17 protein-coding genes and 6 pseudogenes are annotated in these 18,533 nt (G+C 70.4%); 12 read left to right on the top strand and 11 right to left on the bottom strand.

Going from position 1 to position 18,533, the window contains the following annotated elements:
• The first annotated feature begins 57 nt into the window (after positions 1 to 57).
• Both ACWCP0_RS17935 and ACWCP0_RS17930 read left to right on the top strand, forming a co-directional pair.
• A complete protein-coding gene (locus ACWCP0_RS17935) occupies positions 58 to 1,080 on the top strand; it encodes a hydroxyacid dehydrogenase (RefSeq protein ID WP_451079854.1) in 1,023 nt (340 codons plus the stop codon).
• A gap of 12 nt (positions 1,081 to 1,092) precedes the next feature.
• A pseudogene (locus tag ACWCP0_RS17930) lies at positions 1,093 to 1,485 on the top strand (alkaline phosphatase family protein); the annotation flags it as partial.
• A gap of 44 nt (positions 1,486 to 1,529) precedes the next feature.
• On the opposite strand, the pseudogene ACWCP0_RS17925 reads toward ACWCP0_RS17930, so the two are convergent.
• Both ACWCP0_RS17925 and ACWCP0_RS17920 read right to left on the bottom strand, forming a co-directional pair.
• Positions 1,530 to 1,718, bottom strand: a pseudogene (locus ACWCP0_RS17925) (polysaccharide lyase family 8 super-sandwich domain-containing protein); the annotation flags it as partial.
• A gap of 66 nt (positions 1,719 to 1,784) precedes the next feature.
• Positions 1,785 to 2,954, bottom strand: a complete 1,170-nt coding sequence (locus tag ACWCP0_RS17920; RefSeq protein WP_451079752.1) for a steroid 3-ketoacyl-CoA thiolase — start codon at positions 2,952 to 2,954, stop codon at positions 1,785 to 1,787.
• A gap of 246 nt (positions 2,955 to 3,200) precedes the next feature.
• Between ACWCP0_RS17920 and ACWCP0_RS17915 the strand changes: the two genes are divergently transcribed.
• A complete protein-coding gene (locus tag ACWCP0_RS17915) occupies positions 3,201 to 4,448 on the top strand; it encodes a cytochrome P450 (protein WP_451079751.1) in 1,248 nt (415 codons plus the stop codon).
• Positions 4,449 to 4,551: 103 nt separating this feature from the next.
• On the opposite strand, the pseudogene ACWCP0_RS17910 reads toward ACWCP0_RS17915, so the two are convergent.
• The 3 genes and pseudogenes from ACWCP0_RS17910 to ACWCP0_RS17900 all read right to left on the bottom strand — a co-directional run.
• Positions 4,552 to 4,674: pseudogene (locus ACWCP0_RS17910) on the bottom strand (PIN domain-containing protein); the annotation flags it as partial.
• A gap of 33 nt (positions 4,675 to 4,707) precedes the next feature.
• The gene (locus tag ACWCP0_RS17905) at positions 4,708 to 4,974 is read right to left on the bottom strand and encodes a DUF397 domain-containing protein (RefSeq protein WP_451079750.1); all 267 of its coding nucleotides are present in this window, start codon (positions 4,972 to 4,974) and stop codon (positions 4,708 to 4,710) included.
• Positions 4,955 to 5,782 (bottom strand): helix-turn-helix domain-containing protein, encoded by an 828-nt coding sequence (locus tag ACWCP0_RS17900; RefSeq protein ID WP_451079749.1) that lies wholly within the window; start codon positions 5,780 to 5,782, stop codon positions 4,955 to 4,957. Before ACWCP0_RS17900 ends, ACWCP0_RS17905 begins: the two co-directional genes overlap by 20 nt.
• 129 nt (positions 5,783 to 5,911) lie before the next feature.
• Between ACWCP0_RS17900 and ACWCP0_RS17895 the strand changes: the two genes are divergently transcribed.
• Positions 5,912 to 6,271: an ATP-binding protein gene (locus tag ACWCP0_RS17895; protein WP_451079853.1), complete on the top strand. Its 360-nt coding sequence runs from the start codon at positions 5,912 to 5,914 to the stop codon at positions 6,269 to 6,271.
• Between the two features lie 35 nt (positions 6,272 to 6,306).
• Here ACWCP0_RS17895 and ACWCP0_RS17890 read toward each other — a convergent pair whose 3' ends face one another.
• Positions 6,307 to 7,023, bottom strand: a complete 717-nt coding sequence (locus tag ACWCP0_RS17890) for an SDR family oxidoreductase (RefSeq protein WP_451079748.1) — start codon at positions 7,021 to 7,023, stop codon at positions 6,307 to 6,309.
• Between the two features lie 737 nt (positions 7,024 to 7,760).
• Here ACWCP0_RS17890 and ACWCP0_RS17885 point away from each other — a divergent pair.
• Both ACWCP0_RS17885 and ACWCP0_RS17880 read left to right on the top strand, forming a co-directional pair.
• A pseudogene (locus tag ACWCP0_RS17885) lies at positions 7,761 to 7,994 on the top strand (DUF2330 domain-containing protein); the annotation flags it as partial.
• A gap of 200 nt (positions 7,995 to 8,194) precedes the next feature.
• Positions 8,195 to 8,863 (top strand): O-methyltransferase, encoded by a 669-nt coding sequence (locus tag ACWCP0_RS17880; protein WP_451079747.1) that lies wholly within the window; start codon positions 8,195 to 8,197, stop codon positions 8,861 to 8,863.
• 145 nt (positions 8,864 to 9,008) lie between these two features.
• On the opposite strand, the pseudogene ACWCP0_RS17875 reads toward ACWCP0_RS17880, so the two are convergent.
• Positions 9,009 to 10,118: pseudogene (locus ACWCP0_RS17875) on the bottom strand (serpin family protein); the annotation flags it as partial.
• An 11-nt stretch (positions 10,119 to 10,129) separates the two neighbouring features.
• Here ACWCP0_RS17875 and ACWCP0_RS17870 point away from each other — a divergent pair.
• Positions 10,130 to 10,327, top strand: coding sequence for an antibiotic biosynthesis monooxygenase family protein (locus ACWCP0_RS17870; protein ID WP_451079746.1), 198 nt, complete (start codon positions 10,130 to 10,132; stop codon positions 10,325 to 10,327).
• A gap of 4 nt (positions 10,328 to 10,331) precedes the next feature.
• The gene (locus ACWCP0_RS17865) at positions 10,332 to 10,649 is read left to right on the top strand and encodes an antibiotic biosynthesis monooxygenase family protein (RefSeq protein WP_451079745.1); all 318 of its coding nucleotides are present in this window, start codon (positions 10,332 to 10,334) and stop codon (positions 10,647 to 10,649) included.
• A gap of 268 nt (positions 10,650 to 10,917) precedes the next feature.
• On the opposite strand, the gene ACWCP0_RS17860 is transcribed toward ACWCP0_RS17865, so the two are convergent.
• Complete coding sequence (locus tag ACWCP0_RS17860) at positions 10,918 to 11,145, bottom strand: hypothetical protein (protein WP_451079744.1); 228 nt, start codon at positions 11,143 to 11,145, stop codon at positions 10,918 to 10,920.
• Between the two features lie 700 nt (positions 11,146 to 11,845).
• Between ACWCP0_RS17860 and mdlC the strand changes: the two genes are divergently transcribed.
• Positions 11,846 to 13,465 (top strand): benzoylformate decarboxylase, encoded by a 1,620-nt coding sequence (gene mdlC, locus ACWCP0_RS17855; RefSeq protein ID WP_451079743.1) that lies wholly within the window; start codon positions 11,846 to 11,848, stop codon positions 13,463 to 13,465.
• 149 nt (positions 13,466 to 13,614) lie between these two features.
• Here the strand turns inward: mdlC and ACWCP0_RS17850 are convergent.
• Both ACWCP0_RS17850 and ACWCP0_RS17845 read right to left on the bottom strand, forming a co-directional pair.
• A pseudogene (locus ACWCP0_RS17850) lies at positions 13,615 to 14,106 on the bottom strand (serpin family protein); the annotation flags it as partial.
• A 15-nt stretch (positions 14,107 to 14,121) separates the two neighbouring features.
• Positions 14,122 to 14,493, bottom strand: coding sequence for a hypothetical protein (locus ACWCP0_RS17845; protein ID WP_451079742.1), 372 nt, complete (start codon positions 14,491 to 14,493; stop codon positions 14,122 to 14,124).
• A gap of 26 nt (positions 14,494 to 14,519) precedes the next feature.
• Between ACWCP0_RS17845 and ACWCP0_RS17840 the strand changes: the two genes are divergently transcribed.
• From ACWCP0_RS17840 to ACWCP0_RS17830, 3 genes are all read left to right on the top strand, one after another.
• Positions 14,520 to 14,849: an antibiotic biosynthesis monooxygenase family protein gene (locus tag ACWCP0_RS17840; protein WP_451079741.1), complete on the top strand. Its 330-nt coding sequence runs from the start codon at positions 14,520 to 14,522 to the stop codon at positions 14,847 to 14,849.
• Positions 14,850 to 15,227: 378 nt separating this feature from the next.
• Entirely contained in the window at positions 15,228 to 16,607 is a 1,380-nt protein-coding gene (locus ACWCP0_RS17835) for a hypothetical protein (protein ID WP_451079740.1), read from the top strand.
• A 41-nt stretch (positions 16,608 to 16,648) separates the two neighbouring features.
• Positions 16,649 to 17,128, top strand: a complete 480-nt coding sequence (locus tag ACWCP0_RS17830) for a GNAT family N-acetyltransferase (RefSeq protein ID WP_451079739.1) — start codon at positions 16,649 to 16,651, stop codon at positions 17,126 to 17,128.
• Positions 17,129 to 17,187: 59 nt separating this feature from the next.
• On the opposite strand, the gene ACWCP0_RS17825 is transcribed toward ACWCP0_RS17830, so the two are convergent.
• The gene (locus ACWCP0_RS17825; RefSeq protein ID WP_451079738.1) at positions 17,188 to 18,501 is read right to left on the bottom strand and encodes a phytase; all 1,314 of its coding nucleotides are present in this window, start codon (positions 18,499 to 18,501) and stop codon (positions 17,188 to 17,190) included.
• Positions 18,502 to 18,533 lie beyond the last annotated feature (32 nt).

Genomic DNA, 18,533 nt, shown 5'->3' with positions numbered 1-18,533 from the left:
ACCGCGGGCGCGGTGAAGTGACCCATGTTCGCACCGGAAGGCACCACCCTGAACACCATGCTCCTCGCTCCGGCCCCGCGCCGTCCACGCACCCTGCTCGCCATGGGCCCCGAGGCCCACACCCAGCTGCTCGCCGAGGGCGCGCTCGACCGGCTGCCGCGCGTCGCGGAGGTGGACGTCGCCGAGTGCGTCGGCGACTTCGGGGCGGTCGACGACGCCGTGCTCGACGCCGTCGAAGTGCTCTTCACGCACTGGGCCGCCCCGGTGCTCACGGCGGAGGCGCTGCGCCGGATGCCGCGGCTGCGGGCCGTCGTCCATGCGGCGGGATCCATCAAGCACCATGTCACCGAGGCCGTCTGGGAGCGTGGCATCGCGGTCTCCACCGCCGCGGCCGCCAACGCGCTGCCCGTCGCCGAGTTCACCCTCGCCGCCATCCTGTTCGCCAACAAGCGGGTGCTCGACAGCGCCAGGCACTACCGGGAGGCACGCGCACAGGTGGCCGTCCTGCCGTACCTCGCGGGCCACGGCAACTACCACCGCACCGTCGGCATCGTCGGCGCCTCGCGCATCGGACGCCGTGTCCTGGAGCTGCTGCGGCCGCTGGACCTGGACGTGCTGCTGCACGACCCGTATGTGGACGCGGCCGAGGCCGCGGGGCTCGGGGCCGAGCTCGTCGGGCTCGACGAGCTCGTGTCCCGCAGCCAGGTGGTGTCCATCCATGCCCCCCAACTCCCTGAGACGCGGCACATGTTCGACGCCCGGCGCATCGCGCTGCTGCGCGACGGCGCCACCCTCGTCAACACCGCACGCGGCTCCCTCGTCGACACCGGCGCTCTCACCGAGCACCTGGTCACCGGCCGCATCCACGCCGTCCTCGACGTCACGGAGCCCGAGGTGCTGCCCGCCGACTCGCCGCTGTACGCGCTGCCCAACGTGCTGCTCACCCCGCACATCGCCGGCTCGCTCGGCAACGAGCTGGGCCGCATGGCGCACTGGGCGATCGACGAGGTCGAGCGCTATGCCAAGGGCCTGCCCTTCGCCCACGGCGTCGGCGCAGACGAACTCACCCGCTCGGCCTGAGGAGCGCGTCGCATGACGGACCCCTCCGCAGCCGTTCGCCGCGTCCTGGTCGTCGGGATCGACGGAGTGCGCCTCGCCACGCTGAACGCCGTCGAGACACCTCATCCGGACGCGGTCGCGGCGTACGGGTTCCTGGCGCCGGTGACGGTCGATCCCGGTACACCCACCATGTCCGGGCCCTGCTGGGCGACGACCGTGACCGGTGCGACCGTCGACAAGCACGCCGTGTGGAGCAACGACTTCAGCGGCAACCGCCTCGCGGTCTTCCCGGACTTCACCACCCGCCTCGCCTCCCTCGGCGGCCGGCGCACCTATGTCGCCGCCGGCTGGCAGCCGCTGCTCACGGTGGCCGGCGGCGGCCCGCTCTTCCGTGGTCCGAGCAGGACGACGTACAGCGCCCCGGCGATGTACGCGTACGAGGCGTCCTGCGGGTCGGTGCCGTGGTGGTGGCGGTACGGGTCGACGGTGGGCCAGTAGGCGTCCGAGTACTGATCGAGGCCGTGGTCGTCGCCCCACCAGGAGAGCCGGCCGGAGCCGGTGTGGTAGCCGCGGGCGCGCTCGCCGTTGCCGAACTCCTAGTGGGCGATGCGCTTGGACGCCGTGCTGACCGAGGCCGTCCAGTCGCGCCGACCAGTCGCACCACACACACAAGGCTCCGAAGCGGCATACCGCCTCGGAGCCTTGTGCGTACGTACCCGGCCGTCTCAGAGCCGCTGAATGATCGTCCCCGTCGCCAGCGCACCGCCCGCGCACATCGTCACCAGCGCGAACTCCTTGTCCCTGCGCTCCAGCTCGTGCAGCGCCGTCGTGATGAGCCGCGCCCCGGTCGCCCCGACCGGATGGCCGAGCGCGATGGCCCCGCCGTTGACGTTGACCTTCTCCAGGTCCTGCTCGAAGACCTGCGTCCAGCTCAGCACCACCGAGGCGAACGCCTCGTTGATCTCGACGAGATCGATGTCCCTGAGTGACATCCCCGCCTTGCCCAGCACCGCCCGGGTCGCGTCGATCGGCCCGTCCAGGTGGTAGTGCGGGTCCGCCCCGACGAGCGCCTGTGCGACGATCCGGGCGCGCGGCTTGAGCTTCAGCGCCCGCGCCATCCGCTTGGACGCCCACATGATCGCCGCCGCGCCGTCCGAGATCTGCGACGAGTTGCCCGCCGTGTGGACCGCGGTCGGCATGACCGGCTTCAGCCTGGCCAGCGCCTCCATCGAGGTGTCCCGCAGCCCCTCGTCCCGGTCGACGAGCCGCCACATGCCCTGCCCGGCGTGCTGCTCCTCCTCCGTCGTGGGCACCTGCACGGCGAAGGTCTCGCGTTTGAAGCGCTCCTCGGACCAGGCGACGGCGGCCCGCTCCTGTGACAGCAGCCCCAGCGAGTCGACCCTTTCCCGGGTCAGCCCGCGATGGCGCGCGATGCGCTCGGCCGCCTCGAACTGGTTCGGGAGATCGACGTTCCATTCGTCCGGCCAGGGTTTGCCCGGCCCGTGTTTGGACCCGCTGCCCAGCGGCACGCGCGACATGGACTCGACCCCGCAGCTGATGCCGACGTCGATGACCCCGGCCGCGATCATGTTCGCGGTCATATGGCTCGCCTGCTGCGACGAACCGCACTGGCAGTCGACCGTCGTCGCGGCGGTCTCGTACGGAAGCCCCATCGCGAGCCAGGCGTTGCGCGCGGGGTTCATGGACTGCTCGCCGGCATGGGTCACCGTGCCGCCGACGATCTGTTCGACGCAGTCGGCGTGGATGCCGGTGCGGCCGAGGAGTTCACGGTAGGTCTCGCCCAGCAGATAGGCGGGATGCAGATTGGCGAGCGCGCCGCCGCGCTTGCCGATGGGGGTGCGTACGGCTTCGACGATGACGGGTTCCGCGGCCATGAGCTCGTCCTCTCCTCGCACAGCCGGCGTACATCGACGGGGCGTCCCGGCGCCCCGCGCGGCGTACGGCGAAGAACTAGTACGCGTTCTAGTTCTCAGAGCAGTCTTATGAGGCTTACCCCCGGTACGCAAGGGTCGTGCACGCACCTTGCACGCAACAGATCCCGCCATGACCCTTGCCAGTTGTAGAACCCGTTACTACCTTGCGGGCAATTCTGATGGGCCGTCAGACAATGGAGTTGCCCCATGCCCTGTCCAGCGCTGCCCGAAGGGTTCGACGCCACCGACCCCGACCTCCTCCAGAGCCGCATACCCCTCCCGGAGTTCGCTCAGCTGCGGCAGACCGCACCGGTCTGGTGGTGCCCGCAGTCCCGTGGCATCACCGGCTTCGACGACGAGGGCTACTGGGTCGTCACCCGGCACGCGGACGTCAAGTACGTCTCCACGCACCCGGAGCTGTTCTCGTCCTTCGAGAACACGGCGGTCATCCGCTTCAACGAGCACATCAACCGCGAACAGATCGACGTCCAGCGGCTGATCATGCTCAACATGGACCCGCCCGAGCACACCCGGGTCCGCGGGATCGTCCAACGCGGCTTCACCCCGCGGGCGATACGCAGTCTGGAGACGGCACTCCGCGAGCGCGCCCGGAAGGTCGTCGAGGAGGCGAGGCGCAACGCCGCCGCGGACGGCACCTTCGACTTCGTCACCAACATCGCCGTGGAGCTGCCCCTCCAGGCGATCGCCGAACTCATCGGCGTCCCCCAGGAGGACCGGGCCCGGATCTTCGACTGGTCGAACAAGATGGTCGCGTACGACGACCCCGAGTACGCCATCACCGAGGAGATCGGCGCCGACGCCGCCATGGAGCTGATCGGCTACTCCATGAACATGGCCGCCGACCGCAAGCAGTGCCCGGCGAAGGACATCGTCACGCAGCTCGTCGCGGCGGAGGGCGAAGGCAACCTGTCGTCCGACGAGTTCGGCTTCTTCGTGCTGCTGCTCGCGGTCGCGGGCAACGAGACGACCCGCAACGCGATCAGCCACGGCATGCACGCCTTTCTCACCCACCCCGACCAGTGGGAGCTCTACAAGCGGGAGCGCCCGGCGACCACCGCCGAGGAGATCGTCCGCTGGGCGACGCCCGTGATCTCCTTCCAGCGCACCGCGACCCAGGAGACCGAGCTGGGCGGCCAGAAGATCAAGAAGGGCGACCGGGTGGGGATGTTCTACTCCTCCGCCAACAACGACCCCGAGGTCTTCGACAACCCCGGGGTCTTCGACATCACCCGCGACCCGAACCCCCACCTCGGCTTCGGCGGCGGCGGCCCGCACTTCTGCCTCGGCAAGTCCCTCGCCATCCACGAGATCGACCTGATCTTCAACGCGATCGCCGACGTCCTGCCCGACCTGCACCTCGCGGGCGAACCACGCCGGCTGCGCGCGGCCTGGCTCAACGGCATCAAGGAACTCCAGGTCGCCGTCGGCACCTGAGAGCCGGGCGCAGCACCCGGCCATGGGAGGCGGGGGCATCCCCCCTACGCCCCGCCCCCGCCTCCCGCCGGCCTTGGCGCTCACACGTCCCGGATGTCACGCTCCGCACGTCGCCGAGTACGCGGGCGACCGCCGCGAAGTCGTCGTCCACATGCAGGACGGTCAGGTCGTGGTGCACGGCAGTCGCGCAGAGCAGCAGGTCGACCGGGCCCGCTGAACGATGCTGCCGGGGGCGTCAGCGCATCAGCCCATCAGCGCATCAGCGCAGCGAGTCGACGAAGGCGCTGAAGGCGGTCGGGGTGAGGCGGAGCTGCGGGCCGTCGGGGACCTTGGAGTCGCGGACGGCGACGAGGTGGAGGGCTTCGGCGATCTCGACGCAATCGCCGCCCTGGTCGCTGCTGTAGCTTGACTTACGCCAGGCGGCGCCGCCGAGAGGGGCGCACTCGACGCAGGAACCACCCTGGTCGCCGCTGTAGCTGGACTTACGCCAACGGGCGCCCGTCGGATCAGAGTTGTTGCTCCCCATAGCGTTCCTCCATCATGCGCCGGATCAGCGCGGCCGAGTCCTTGAGGGACAGGGCAGCGGCCTGGAGGTGATCGTAACGGAGCGAACAGTCCTTGACCGTGTCCGGGTTGGCCGTTGGATGCCCAGTCCCGTAGCCCTCGGTGTAGACAATGGCGGGGTCACTCGCGAAGCGGAAGAGGTCAAACGAGCCCTGCAGTCCGGCGTGGGCCCCAGCCTCGAACGGCAGCACCTGGATGTTCACCCGGGGGTCGTCCTCGTACGACAACAGACGGGCCAGTTGTTCGCGCACGACCTCCGGTCCACCGATCTCCTGACGCAGCGCCGACTCCCCGATGATCGCCCAGAACACGGGCGGATCCTCCTTCTTGAGGATGCGCTGCCGCGCGAGCCGGACCGTGGTCCGATCGTCGAGATTGCTGCGGTCCATGGCGCCGAGTACGGCCCGCGCGTACGCCTGCGTCTGCAAGAGCCCGTGCACCAAGTGCGTGTGAAAGGTGCAGATCTCCGTCGCCCGCGCCTCCAACTCCGCCACCTGTTGGAACCACGCGGGCAGTTGGCTCCGCAGCACCAACCCCAGCAACCGCGTCAGCAACCCGCCCGTCCCGAGCGCCGCGTCCGTCCGCTCGCTGAACGCCTCCGTCGGCAGCTTCCGGGCCGTCTCGATCTGGCCGACCAACGACCCCGTGTAGTTGATGATCGCGCCCAGCTGCTTCTGCGTGAGCCCGGCGGCTTCGCGGTAGCGACGGAGCTCGTAGCCGTAGTAGTCGAGCGGCGATGCGCTCGGGTCCAGGACGTTGATGTGGGTCACGCCGCTATCCCCTCGTACTCAACTCCGTCCACTCCAGGACGGGTTGTATTCGTTCCGTAGCCGAGAGTAGCCGCCCGCCGTCACGCTCGTACCGTGAACGAAGACATCGCCCCCGCCGCCCAGTACGCCATGCGCTTCACAGTCGGAGACCACTCCGCCCGCCATGTGCGCCGCATCCTCCGCCACTACCTCGTCCAGTGGGGCATGCCGGATCTGGCCGACGACGCCGGGCTGGCGCTCACCGAGCTCCTCGCCAACGTCCATCACCACGTGCCCGACCGGCGCTGCGCTCTCCTCATCGAACGCAGCCCGTCCGGCCTCCGTGTGGAGGTCCGCGACGGCTCCCCCGGCCTGCCGTCCCTGCGCCGGGCGGCTTCCGACGACGAGAGAGGCCGAGGGCTGGCGCTGGTGGATGCGGTGGTCCACAAGTGGGGTGTGGAGCAGAGCGGTTCGTCCGGCAAGACGATCTGGTTCGAGTGTCAGGTGTGATCGTGCACTGCGTGATCGTGCACCGAGGGGTCGGCTCAGCCGAAGTCCGAGCTCGTCGGCATCACCACGATGTCGCGCACGCAGATGCGCTGCGGCTGCTTCCAGCAGAACAGGACGATGTCGGCGAGTTCCTCGGCGCTGATGAAGTCCGGGTGGCCGAGGCGCTCGACGTACTCCTCGAAGCTGATCCCCATCTCGGCGTGGATGTTGGTCCTGACGAAGCCCGGTGCGACGTTGACGACGCGGATGTTGCTCTTGGCCTGGCTCTTCTGCAGGGAGCCCGCCAGCGAACGCAGCGCGGCCTTGCAGGCGTGGTAGACCTCTCCGTCGGGACCCGGCGCGCGGTCGCCGACCGAGCTCACGTTGATGATCGTGCCGCTGTTGCGGGCCTTCATGTCGCCCAGGACCGCGCGGATGCCGTTGAGCACGCCCTTGAGCAGCACGTCGACCTCGTAGGACATGTCGGCCGGGTCCCGGGTCTCCAGGCCGCCGATCCTGAGGAATCCCGCACAGTTGACGAGGCATTCGGTCGGTCCGTACAGGTCCTCCGCCGCACGGATCGCCGCTTCGAGCGCCGCGTAATCCGCGACGTCGACCGCCGCGCGGACGAGCTGTTCCGGGGGCAGCCCCTCGAGTGCTGTGGGGTGCCGCGACACGAGGAGCAGGGGATGCCCCTCCGCCGCGAAGGCCTCCGCCACGGCCCTGCCGATGCCGTGGCTCGCCCCCGTGACCACGATGAGCGGTTTCGTCATGAAGCCCTCCGACCAGGGTGTGGGGCGCCGTACCCGCGCAGTTTCGCCTCCCGCGGATCTCCACGCCGCGTCACACGCCGCGGGCGGCCTCTCCACGAGCGCGTGACACGGCACGACTCGGCCGTCCGGGTGCCACCGGGATGCCCTCTGGATGCCGTCCGGATGCCGGCGGCCGTTCCCTCCGCCCCGGGACGCCCGAGTCGGTGTGAGGGGGTCGCGGGCGCTGCGTCGCCGCCGTCAGGTGCGCCCGGCTCCCGTTTCCAGGGCGTCGAGAACTCTGCGGCACGGGGGGTGGTCGTGATGGCGGGAACGGCGCTCGCCCCGGTCTGTCGGACTTACGGCGGTGACCAGGCCGACCGGCCGCACAAGGGATTGCGTCGCACCCTCGTCGGCTTCGGACTGCCGGCCGGGCCCTGATCAAGTGGCGGAACCGCCTCAGCGGGCGGATCCTGGCTGGACGCGGCGATCCACCCGAGGGAGCGCCCGCCAGGTGTTCCCTCGGGCCGGGCCAGGCCGGGCTTGGCGAGGCCCCGTCGGACCTGGAACCGAACGCTCCACCGCTGCCCTCCGAAGAGGCATGCGGGGGATGCACAGGCTGTGGCTGGTCGTGTGCGCGCTGTTCGCGCTGCAGCCCGGGTCGCTGATCGCGCCGGCCTAGGCGCGCGGCTGCGGGGCGATGATCCCGGACGGGACGTCCCGGATGGCCGTCGAGCGGGAGACGTCGGCCCTCCTCTCCACTGGGACGGCCGGACGGAACAGATCGTCATGCGCTTCACGGTGGGCCGGAACGCCCCGCGCGCCGCGGCCGCCTCGCGCGTACTCCGCGGTCGCCGGCCCTGTACGTACTCGCCGAGCACCGGAGGGAGCCGCACGGCGCGATCGGCGGTGCGGGGCCCGAGGTGACATACGCGGGGAGGATGCCGGGGCAGGGCGCGGTCGGGGAACCGACGGGTGGCACCCCGGCGTTCCTGACCGCGATCGAGCAGGAGTTTCCCCTGCCTTCGCGCATCGGCGGGGACCATGAGCTGCGGCAGGCGGGCGGCGACGGACCGTACCGGCGGATCGTGTGGGACGACGAGCTGCTGACGGTGGCAGGTGGCGTACCGGCCGGTATGGCTGATGACGGTCGGAGGAGGGCTCGTCGCAGCGGCGATCGCGGTACGTTTCCGGTATGGCCAACGATCAATGGAACGCCGTGGACGACTACTTCATCGAGCATCTCGCTCCGGGTGACGATGCCCTGGACGCCGCGGTCGCCGCGAGTGACGCGGCCGGGCTGCCGCAGATCGCCGTCGCCGCCAACCAGGGCAAGCTGCTGCACCTGCTCGCCCTCACCCAGGGTGCCAGGAGCATCCTGGAGATCGGCACGCTCGGCGCGTACAGCACCATCTGGCTGGGCCGCGCACTGCCCGCCGACGGCCGGCTGGTCTCCCTCGAGTACAGCCCGGCCCACGCCGAGGTGGCCCGCGCGAACCTCGCCCGCGCAGGCCTCGACAAGACCGTCGAGGTCCGGGTGGGCGCGGCGCTCGACTCCCTGGAGCAGCTGGAGGCGGAGGGCGCGGGCCCGTTCGACTTCTTCTTCATCGACGCGGACAAGGTGAACAACCCCAACTACGTCGAGTGGGCGGTGAAGTTGTCCCGCCCGGGCAGCCTCATCGTCGTCGACAACGTCGTCCGCGAGGGTGCGGTCGCCGACGCGTCGAGCGACGACCAGGCCGTCCGGGCCACGCGCCGCATGGTCGAGCTGGTCGGGCAGCACCCGAGGCTCACCGCGACGGCGGTGCAGACGGTGGGGGCAAGGGGGTACGACGGGTTCCTTCTGGCGCGGGTGCTGGACTGAGGCCCCCCGGTGGAACCGGCCGGGGCAGCGTGGGCGGCATGCCCTCCACGGTCGGCAGCGGGGGCATGGGCGGAAGAGACGGCGGGAGCGGCGGAGGCGGCGGGAACGGGCCCTCGTACCCGGCCGCTCCGGGCGGGGTGCGCTCACCGGCCGGGGCGGTCGCCTGCCAGGCAGCGAACAGCGGGATCTCCCCGGTCCGGTCGAGGACGACGATCCCGAAGGGCCTGTCGTAGGCGATGCGTACCACCCGCTGCGGGCGGGGCGCACTCCCCGCGCGCATGACCACCGCGGTCACGGCGGCCGCTTCGACGCCCAGCTCGGCGACCTTGATCACGGCTTCCTGGACGACCTGCGAGACGGCCAGCGGCTCGGGCGACAGGCCGGAGAAGTCGGCGGCGGGGGACGCGGCCCGGTGGATGCCGAGCGCGGGCAGCTGGGGTGTGACGTCGACGGTCGTACGGAGCGTGAGGCGCGGCAGGGCGAGGCTGACGACCTCGGCGTCGACGGGTGCGCATCGCACGCGCGGCGCCCAGGCGGCGGGCAGCACGTCGGCCGCGCCCGCGCCGGGCTCGCCGAGCACGAAGCGCACGCGGGCCGCGTCTGCGGCGCAGCGCAGCTCGACGACCGTGGCCGCACCCACCGTCCACGCCTCATGGGGCGAGAGCCTCTGATGCATCGTCGGCACCTGGTGCACGGCGCCCGTCGCATCGGTGAAGGGCGCGGCGCGGGTGACGCGTGCCTCGAAGGGCGTCTGCCAACGCGCCTTCAGAGCGAGGGCGTTGACGAGCGCGAGGAGAGCGTCCTGCCGGATCTGCACGGGCAGCTTCTCGATCTGACCGCCCGTCGCCTCCTTCACCCAGGCGTCGATCTCGTCCTGGCTGTCCCGGCCGTCCTCGGCGAGGTGCCCGAACCCGATGTCCGGCAGCGCCTCCCGGTACGCCCGGTACACCGGCACCTGGCTCCACACCCGCGTGGCCACGCCCAGCGCCTCGCTCACCGCGAGGTCCCGGGCGACGGTTGTCACGGCCGAGGCGGCCTCGTCACCGGCGACCCCGAGCAGCCCCCGCAGCTCCTCCGCGGTCTCCCCGCGCGCCCCGGCCGCCACGGCCCCGAGCGCCAGCCACAGCCCGGCCGGCGAACAGACGAAGTCGCCCCCGTTCCCGCCCTCGTCCCCGGCGCCCAGTTCGCGTATCCACCGCTCCCCGAGCCCTCGCACCGTCCGCGCATGTCCGACCAGCGCCACGTCCCGCCCCATCTCGTGCCCCCATGAGTGTCGTGAAGATCAATGTACTGACCCTCCCCGCCGAACAGCGCGAGGTCCTGGAGAAGCGCTTCGCCTCCCGCGCGCACGCAGTGGACTCCTCCGACGGCTTCGAGTGGGTTCGAGCTCCTGCGCCCACAACAGGTGCTCTGATGTACCACTACGCCGCTCCGCCGTTGGCGCCCAACCATGCGGCAGGATGAGGGCATGAGCGTCGTCAAGATCAACGTACTGACCGTCCCCGCCGAGCAGCGTGAGACCTTGGAGAAGCGGTTCGCCTCCCGCGCGCACGCAGTGGAGAACTCGGACGGCTTCGAGTGGTTCGAGCTCCTCCGGCCCGTTGAAGGCACTGACAACTACCTGGTGTACACGCGTTGGCGTGACGAAGCCTCGTTCCAGGCCTGGATGTCCGGCCCCATGCAGACCGCCCACCGCGGCGAGGGTGAGCGCCCGAAGCCGGCCGCGACGGGCTCGACCGTGTGGTCCTTCGAGGTGGTCCAGCAGGCCGCGCCGAAGAAAGGCTGACGGCCGAAGCCCTCTCGCCGGCCCGTCCGAACCGGCTCCTCGGCGGACGACTCACCCTGGTCCAGATGCTCGCCCCGAGTGAAGTCCGCTTGGGGAGGCAGCGTTGGGACGTCGGGTTGCTTCTTGTCGGGTGCCACGAGGCGCTGTCCTCATGCATGAACCCATCCGAGATAATCCGATCAGGATCCTTGTTCCGCCAGGCTCGACGATCGGCATGAATACGGCTTCAAAAAGAACCTGTTTTCATTCCGTGAAATTGCCAGCCCGGTCAACACCCTTCGGTGAACGGGTGGTGAGAGCAGTGTCCCGCAGAGGGTGGGTTCGGCTCGTCGAATGCATCGGCAAGTGACGTACCGATGCCCAGCGCCGCAGCCAAGATGCCCGGAGCAACAGCGACGCGCAGGTTCGGCGGTAGAGATTCCCACCGCTCCCACAGCCGGGAGTTGCCGAACTGCGGCCCTTTAATCCCTCCGCGGCGGGTCGGTTCGGCATTCATGGTGCAGGGTCCTGCGGGCTCCCGCCCACGCGTGTATCGCATCGCGCGGGTGCCTACGGGTCGGGTCGGAGATCAGTTCGGGTCCTATGCAAGTCACGGGCCGACCGCACGCCTTCAGCAGAGCTTCGTCGCAGTGGGCGCCGCGTCCCCCCACGGCCTCGTTGCCGGTGAAGAAGAGCACGTCCCGCTCGATCACGTGCAGGATCGACCGCGCCGTGAGCCGGGTGGCCTGACGCGGGTGGTGACGCATCAGAATTCATACAGCACGTTTCTCTCATAGCCGGGGTTCGCAACCGGCGTCATGAACGGCCGCCCACAATCGGCCGTACGGGTGGCCTTTCCGGCGCGCCGTCTTCACGCGACCCTCGCCCGCGATGCCTGCGGTCAGCACAACCGGCGACAGGGGAAACCGGATACGGCGGGACGTGGACGCTTACGCCTGGACGCGGATGGCAGTGCGATCGCTCGGGCCCGGGCGAGCCGGCCCGCCGACCATTCCCGACCACCCGCGTACCGGACAACAGGTGAGCGGTACGCCGGATTTCTCTCTCGCACTGCTAAATTCGCGACCAGTGTCTGGAGGCTGGCATCAATGGCCCCTACCGGCTCTGTATTCGGACCGGCGGCCGGATCCGGAACTCAGGGCATCCCCGACAGGTCATCGGAACGACGACGCAAGTGCGCGACGAAAGGACATGCTGTGCCGACTGTCCGTCAAGCCACCATCGATCTGCTCAGGCATCACGGGCTGACCACATGGTTCGGCAATCCCGGCTCCTCCGAACTGACCCTGCTGGAGGAATTCCCCAGCGACTTCCGCTACCTCCTGGGTCTGCAGGAAATGGTGCCGGTCGGCATGGCCGACGGCTTCTCGCAGGTCACCGGGCGGCCTGCGCTGGTCAACGTGCACACCGCGCCCGGCCTCGGCAACGCCGTGGGCGCCCTGTACAACGCCTACCTGAACAAGACGCCGCTCATCGTCATCGCGGGCAACCAGCGTCGTGCCATGCAGAATCAGAAGTGGCTCCTGACCAACGAGGACGCCGTCCTGGTCCCGCGTCCGTTCGTCAAATGGTCCGCCGAGCCGGCCATCGCGAGCGAGGTACCCGCGGTCCTTGCCCGCGCCATCCACATCGCGATGTCCCCGCCCACCGGACCGGTCTTCGTCTCCCTGCCGATGGACGACATGCCCTACGAACTCAACGGCGCCCAGGCCTCGGAGATCGAGGTGATCCGGGACCGCGAGGTCACCCACGCCGGAGGGTTCCGCAAGGACCTGGCGAAGAAGATCGCCGGCCGGCTCTCCGCCGCGAAGTCGCCCGCCTTCGTCGTCCACGGCGACCTGGAGCACGCCGGAGCCTGGGACCCGTTCGTGAAGCTGGCCGAGCGCAGCAAAGCTGCCGTGTGGACGGCACCGCTCCCGGGCCTGTCCGGGTTCCCGGAGAACCACCCCCTGTACCAGGGCCTGCTCCCGCCCGGCACCGGCTGGATCTCCGAATCGCTGAAGGGCCACGACCTCGTCGTGGTCCTGGGCGGCCCGGCCTTCCGCTACTACCCCTACATCCCCGGCCCGTATCTGCCCGAGGGCACATCCCTCATCCACATCACGAGCGACCCGGACGAAGCCGCCCGCGCACCCATCGGCGACGCCTACGTGGCGGACGTCCGGGCCGCGGTGGAGGCTCTGCTGGGCGAGATCTCCGAATCGTCGCGCACGGCCCCCCAGGCCCGGCCCGACGTACCGCGTCCGGAACGGGCCGAAGCCCCGATGGAGGCCGCGGACCTGTGGGCGACCGTCGGCCACGCCGCCCCGGCGGACGCACTGTTCGTGAGCGAAGCCGGTTCCAACGAGGTGCCGATCACGGAATACGTACGGCCCGGCGCCGCCCTCTCCCACATGTCCGCTGTCGGCGCGGGCCTCGGATTCGGGCTGCCCGCCGCTGTCGGCGCCCAACTCGGCGCCCCGGACCGCCCGGTGATCGCCCTCATGGGCGACGGGTCGATGCAGTACGCGATCACGTCCCTCTGGACCGCGGCCCAGTACAAGATCCCGCTGACGATCGTCGTCTCCTCCAACGAGGAATACGGCGTCCTCAAGCAGTTCGCCGACATCGAGAGCGCCGCCGGCGTCCCCGGGCTGGACCTGCCCGGGCTGAACATCGTGGCCACCGCCGCGAGTTACGGCATCGACGCTCACGAAGCCACCGACACCGACCAGGTCGCCAAGATGCTCCACGACGGAGTCGGCGACCGGGAACACCCGACCCTCATCAACGTCCGGACGAACAAGGTCAAGAAGATCGCCCCCCGCCTGACCTGAGCCCGCCCGACCCGGCCCGAAGCCCGCGGCAGGCGACTCCACCCTGCGTGGTCCTTCGAGGTCGTCCAGCAGGCCGCGCCCAAGCAGGGCTGACCTCACGACAACGCGCCCCGGCCGAACATCCGTCGCCGGGGCGCGTTGCCGACCGCTCACGGCGTTCGACCTACCGGCTCACGGGCATTTCCGGCGAACGCCGCTCCCTCGCGTATCCGACCACGATCGTCACCAGCACCAGCGCTCCCACTGCGGCCGGCGGAGTCATGGAGGTCGCCAGCGCCCCTGCGGTGATCACCAGCTGGACGACACCTGCTGTTGCCAGTGCTCGCGCGGCGGATCCACGACCGCGGAACGCCCGGATGGTGCTGCCGCCACAAGCGCACCCTCGCCGGTGCCCCGCCGCCCGGCGCGGGGGCGCAGGACAACTCGACGACCGTGACCGTCCCCGCCGTCCATGCCTCGCCCGGCCGCAGGCTGCGGTGCATGGTCGGCACTCGGTGCAGGGCGCCCGCGGCGTCGGTGAAGGGCGCGAGGCGGGTGCTGTGCGACTCGAAGGGAGTCGCCCAACGGGCCTTCAGAGCCAAGGCGTTGACGAGCGCGAGCAGGGTGTCGGCCTGGATCCGTACGGGCAGCTTCTCGATCTGCCCGCCCGTTGCCTCCTACACCCAGGCGTCGATCTCGTCCTGGTCCAGATGCCCGAACCCGATGTCCGGCAGCGCCTCCCGGTAAGCCCGGTACACCGGCACCCGGCTCCACACCCGCGTCGCCACCGCCACCGAGTCGGTCCCGGCGATCGCCCGCGCGACCCCGGTCACGGCCCCGGCGGCCTCCTCCTCCGCGACCCCGAGCAGCTCCCGCAGCTCGGCCGCGGTCCCGCCCCGAGCCCCGGCGGCGACGGCCCCGAGCGCCAGCCACAGCCCGGCGGGCGAACTGACGAAGTCCTCGTCGCCACCCCGCTCCAGCAGCCGGAACCACCGTTCCCCCAGTCCGCGCACCGCCGGTGCGTGTCCGACCAGTCCTGCTCTCTCCACCCCAACCACCCCCATATCCTGCCCCGATGAGCATCGTGAAGATCAATGTACTGACGGTCCCCGCCGACCGCCGCGAGGTCCTGGAAAAGCGCTTCGCCTCCCGCGCGGGCGCCGTGGAGTCCTCGGACGGCTTCGAGTGGTTCGAGCTGCTTCGCCCCGTCGAAGGCACGGACAACTACCTCGTCTACACGCGCTGGCGCGACGAGGAATCCTTCCATGCCTGGATGGAGGGCCCGATGAAGGCGGCCCACCAAGGAGGCGGCGGCGAGGGCGGCGAACGCCCGAAGCCCGCGGCCGCCGACTCCACCCTGTGGTCCTTCGAGGTCGTGCAGCAGGCGGCGCCCAAGCAGGCCTGACGTTCGCGGTGATGCGGTGATGACGCGCCTCCGGCCATCAGCGCCGGGGGCGCGTTGCTGTCCGCCCGCGGACGGGTGACCACGAGGGCCGATGGGGCCGATGGGGCCGATGGGGTATTCGACTCGTCCGTACGGCCTCATTCACGGGCTTTGAGCAGGCACGGACTGATCACGGCACTTAGCGTCGGCTGCGGCGATCATCATCGCCGCGGCGATCCCGGACGTCCACGACAGGGCATCGATCGCCGCCTCCATCCGGAGCACTGGAACGCATCGGTGCGTGCACAGCAGGAGGTATTGATGTCGGGTATCGCAATATCGGGGGCGCCGGGGCGGAGGAGTACGCGGCGAAGTCCCGGGGGCGGCGGTTCGTGGTGGGTGGCGCTACGGGCCTGGGTGGCGGGAGTGGCGGTCCTGGCCGGCCTGGCCGTCCCGCTCGCCATGGCCACCCCGGCCGCCGCGCAGACCAGAACCCTCGCCTACGTCGCCAACCTAGAGTCGTCCACCGTGTCGGTGATCGACACCGCGACCAACACCGTCATCGCCACCATCCCCGCCGGCGAAGGCCCCAGTGACGTGGCGCTGACCCCGGACGGCACCCGCGTCTACGTCGCGGCGGGGGACGTGCCGGTGATCGACACGGCCACCAACACCGTCACCACCACCATCCCGAACGCCGGCGCCCAGTACTTGGTGGTGACCCCGGACGGCACCCGCGTCTACACCAACGGAGGCGCGGTGATCGACACCGCGACCAACACCGTCATCGCCACCATCCCCCTCGCCGGCAACCCGCAGGGCTTGGCGGTGACCCCGGACGGCACCCGCGTCTACGTAGCCAACTTCCAAACGAACGACGTGACGGTGATCGATACGGCCACCAACACCGTCGTCGACACCGTCCCCATCGGCGTGGATACCGATGACGTCGCGGTGTCCCCGGACGGCACCCGCGTCTACGTCACCAGCAGCGAGCCGAACACGGGCAACCGGGTGTCCGTGATCGACACCGCCACCAACACGGTCATCGACACCATCTCCGTCGTCAGCCCCCTTGGGTTGGCAGTGACCCCGGACGGCACCCGCGTCTACGTCGTCAGCCCCTCGGGCACGCTTACGGTGATCGACACGGCCACCAACGCCATCGTCGACACCGTACCCCTCCCTGGGGGCGACCAGCGCGTGGCGATCACCCCGGACAGTGCCCGTGCCTACGTCAGCAGCACCTTCTCGGCCAGCGTGTTGGCGATCGACACGGCCACCAACACCGTCATCGGGGACCCCATCCCCGTCGGCGACGGTCCACAGGGCATCGCGATCGGGAACGTCCCCACTACGGAGCGGACCCCGACCACCCTGACCCTGAAGGTGCAGAAGAAGAAGGGGAAGGGGAAGGACGACCTGGACGCCCTGGGCAAGGACGGCCTCACCCTGAAGGCCAAGCTGACCGCCGAGAGCCAGCCCCTGGAAGGCAAGGAGATCGAGTTCACCACCGACTCCACCCCGCTGTGCACCGACACGACCGACAGCAAGGGCAAGGCCACCTGCAAGGCCGACGGCAAGAAGGACAAGGAGACCTGCTACACCGCCACCTTCGCCGGTGACGACACCTACCAGCCCTCCACCGTCACCGTCTGCAAGAAGGACGACAACCACAAGCCCCACCCCTCGTCAGGACTGATCGACCCGAGCGACGTCCACGACCTGGTCCAGGACGCCATGGCCTCCGCGGGCCTGCAGGTTTCAGAAAGCCGGTAATCGTTCGCCCGACGGCGTACGGATCAGGTACAGAGAGTCGTATGACGACCTGGTCCGTACGCCCCGAGCGCTTCGACACCCCCGCCGCCACCGCCCTGCGCCGTGACTACTACGACGAGGTCGCGAGCCGCTACTGGAAGCGGCCCGCGACCCGGGCGGAGATCGACGACGGACTCGCCGGTGACGGGGTGGAGAAACTCTCCGCCCCCACCGGGGAGTTCGTCGTCGGGCGTTACGACGGGAAGGCCGGGGCCTGCGGCGGGGTGCTCATGCTGGACGCGGGGACCGCGGAGCTGACGCGCGTGTTCGTGCGGCCTGGTTTCCGCGGCACGGGCGGCGGGGGTGTGCTGCTCGGCGCGCTCGAAGAGGCGGCGCGGGGGCTCGGGGCGCGGCGGATGGTGCTCAACACCCGGCTCGATCTCGTCGAGGCGCGCACGCTGTACGTGCGGAACGGCTACGCGGAGATCCCGGCGTACTGCGAAGGTCCGTACATGGAGATCTGGTACGGCAAGGACCTGTAGGTCGGACGCATGGGGCCGCACACCCCTACCCCGGCGGTGTGCGGCCCCGTCCGTGCGGGTCAGTCGTCGATGCGGTCCATGACCTCACCCAGGTCCACGAACTTGAAGCCGGTGGCCTCGCGTTCGCCGTCCCCCGGGGTGTCGTGGCCGTCCTGGACCACGAGGAGACCGTGCGGGTAGCGCCTGCCGAGCGGGGCGTTGAGGACGGCGGCGCCGTCGCACTCCTCGGAGCCGTCCAGGCTCGCCGACGCGGCGGTCACGCGGAAGCCGCCCTCGTACTCGTTGCCGTCCGAGAGCTCGCGGTCGTAGAGGGCGAAGGTGTCGTCACCCTGGCTGGAGGCCAGCACGTAGCCGTCGCCGTCGGGTTCGGTGAGCAGGGCCAGTCCTTCGACGTCGGCCGCGAGGCGCTTGCCGCCGTAGCCGGGGTCGGCGCCCGGGGTGCACTCCTCGGTCTCCTCGTCGTACGTCCCGGGGACGCCGAACTCGCGGACCTTGTCGAGGAGCTTCGGCGTGCCCGTGAGGTCGGCCCGGATGCGCCAGATGCCGACGTCCTCCTGGCCCGCGTAGAGCACGCCGTTGGCCGGGTCGACCACCATGCCCTCGACCTGCGGCAATTCGCCCGGCTCCGCGCACGGGGTCCAGGAGGTGCCGTTGGGGAGGCGGAAGGCGGACGGCAGTTCAATGGTGCGGATCTTGCGGTACGTGACCGTGCCGGCGGGCGTCGGGACAAGTTCGAGGAGCGCGACGCCGGTGCGGTTGCGGCGGCTTGCGAGGGCGTACGCACGGCCGGTCGCCGGGTCGGTCCAGGTGGCGAGGCCGTAGGCCGTGGTCTGCTCGTTGATCTCGTCCTGGTCCGCGGAGAAGACCGGCGGGGCGGACGGGTCGGTGATCTCGGTGAGGGGGGCGCCGCGACGGCCCGGGGCGGCGATGCGGTACACCCGCAGCCGGTCGTGCCCGCGGTCGGTGACGACGGCCAGATCGGCGCGCCCGCCCGACAGCTTCAGCCCGTGGACGAGGTCGACGTTGTTGAAACGCCCTGGGGCATCGTCCGGTCCGGGGGCGGGAGGCGCCGCGATCGACTGCACCGGCCGGGCGTCGAGGTCGTAGACCCGCAGTCCGCCCTCCTTCGCCGTGGCGATCACCAGACTCCGGTCGGGGTCGGCGGCGTTGCGCCAGATCGCCGGGTCGTCCGCGTTGGCGTTGCCGCCCGCCGGGTCGTCGTAGAGCGTGGGCGCCTCCGCCCGGGGCGTCACCGCCGGAAGCGCACGGGAGGAGTCGGCCTGCGCTCCTGCGGGCACGGCAGCGGTGGTGAGTGCGGCGAGCGCCGTACCGAGCACGAGCGCGGCGGACCGGACGGGGCGATGCCGTCTCATGAAGTCTCCTCACGGTCGGGAACAGTGGAACA

This window comes from Streptomyces sp. NPDC001970 (assembly GCF_053594115.1).
This window is presented reverse-complemented; position numbering and strand designations above follow the sequence as displayed.

What these genes read in the sequence shown, in the direction of transcription:
- ACWCP0_RS17935 (WP_451079854.1), top strand. Translation starts at nt 58, where the DNA reads ATGCTCCTCGCTCCGGCCCCGCGCCGTCCACGCACCCTGCTCGCCATG.
- ACWCP0_RS17920 (WP_451079752.1), bottom strand. Translation starts at nt 2,954, where the DNA reads ATGGCCGCGGAACCCGTCATCGTCGAAGCCGTACGCACCCCCATCGGC.
- ACWCP0_RS17915 (WP_451079751.1), top strand. Translation starts at nt 3,201, where the DNA reads ATGCCCTGTCCAGCGCTGCCCGAAGGGTTCGACGCCACCGACCCCGAC.
- ACWCP0_RS17905 (WP_451079750.1), bottom strand. Translation starts at nt 4,974, where the DNA reads ATGGGGAGCAACAACTCTGATCCGACGGGCGCCCGTTGGCGTAAGTCC.
- ACWCP0_RS17895 (WP_451079853.1), top strand. Translation starts at nt 5,912, where the DNA reads ATGCGCTTCACAGTCGGAGACCACTCCGCCCGCCATGTGCGCCGCATC.
- ACWCP0_RS17890 (WP_451079748.1), bottom strand. Translation starts at nt 7,023, where the DNA reads ATGACGAAACCGCTCATCGTGGTCACGGGGGCGAGCCACGGCATCGGC.
- ACWCP0_RS17880 (WP_451079747.1), top strand. Translation starts at nt 8,195, where the DNA reads ATGGCCAACGATCAATGGAACGCCGTGGACGACTACTTCATCGAGCAT.
- ACWCP0_RS17870 (WP_451079746.1), top strand. Translation starts at nt 10,130, where the DNA reads ATGAGTGTCGTGAAGATCAATGTACTGACCCTCCCCGCCGAACAGCGC.
- ACWCP0_RS17865 (WP_451079745.1), top strand. Translation starts at nt 10,332, where the DNA reads ATGAGCGTCGTCAAGATCAACGTACTGACCGTCCCCGCCGAGCAGCGT.
- ACWCP0_RS17860 (WP_451079744.1), bottom strand. Translation starts at nt 11,145, where the DNA reads ATGAATGCCGAACCGACCCGCCGCGGAGGGATTAAAGGGCCGCAGTTC.
- ACWCP0_RS17840 (WP_451079741.1), top strand. Translation starts at nt 14,520, where the DNA reads ATGAGCATCGTGAAGATCAATGTACTGACGGTCCCCGCCGACCGCCGC.
- ACWCP0_RS17830 (WP_451079739.1), top strand. Translation starts at nt 16,649, where the DNA reads ATGACGACCTGGTCCGTACGCCCCGAGCGCTTCGACACCCCCGCCGCC.
- ACWCP0_RS17825 (WP_451079738.1), bottom strand. Translation starts at nt 18,501, where the DNA reads ATGAGACGGCATCGCCCCGTCCGGTCCGCCGCGCTCGTGCTCGGTACG.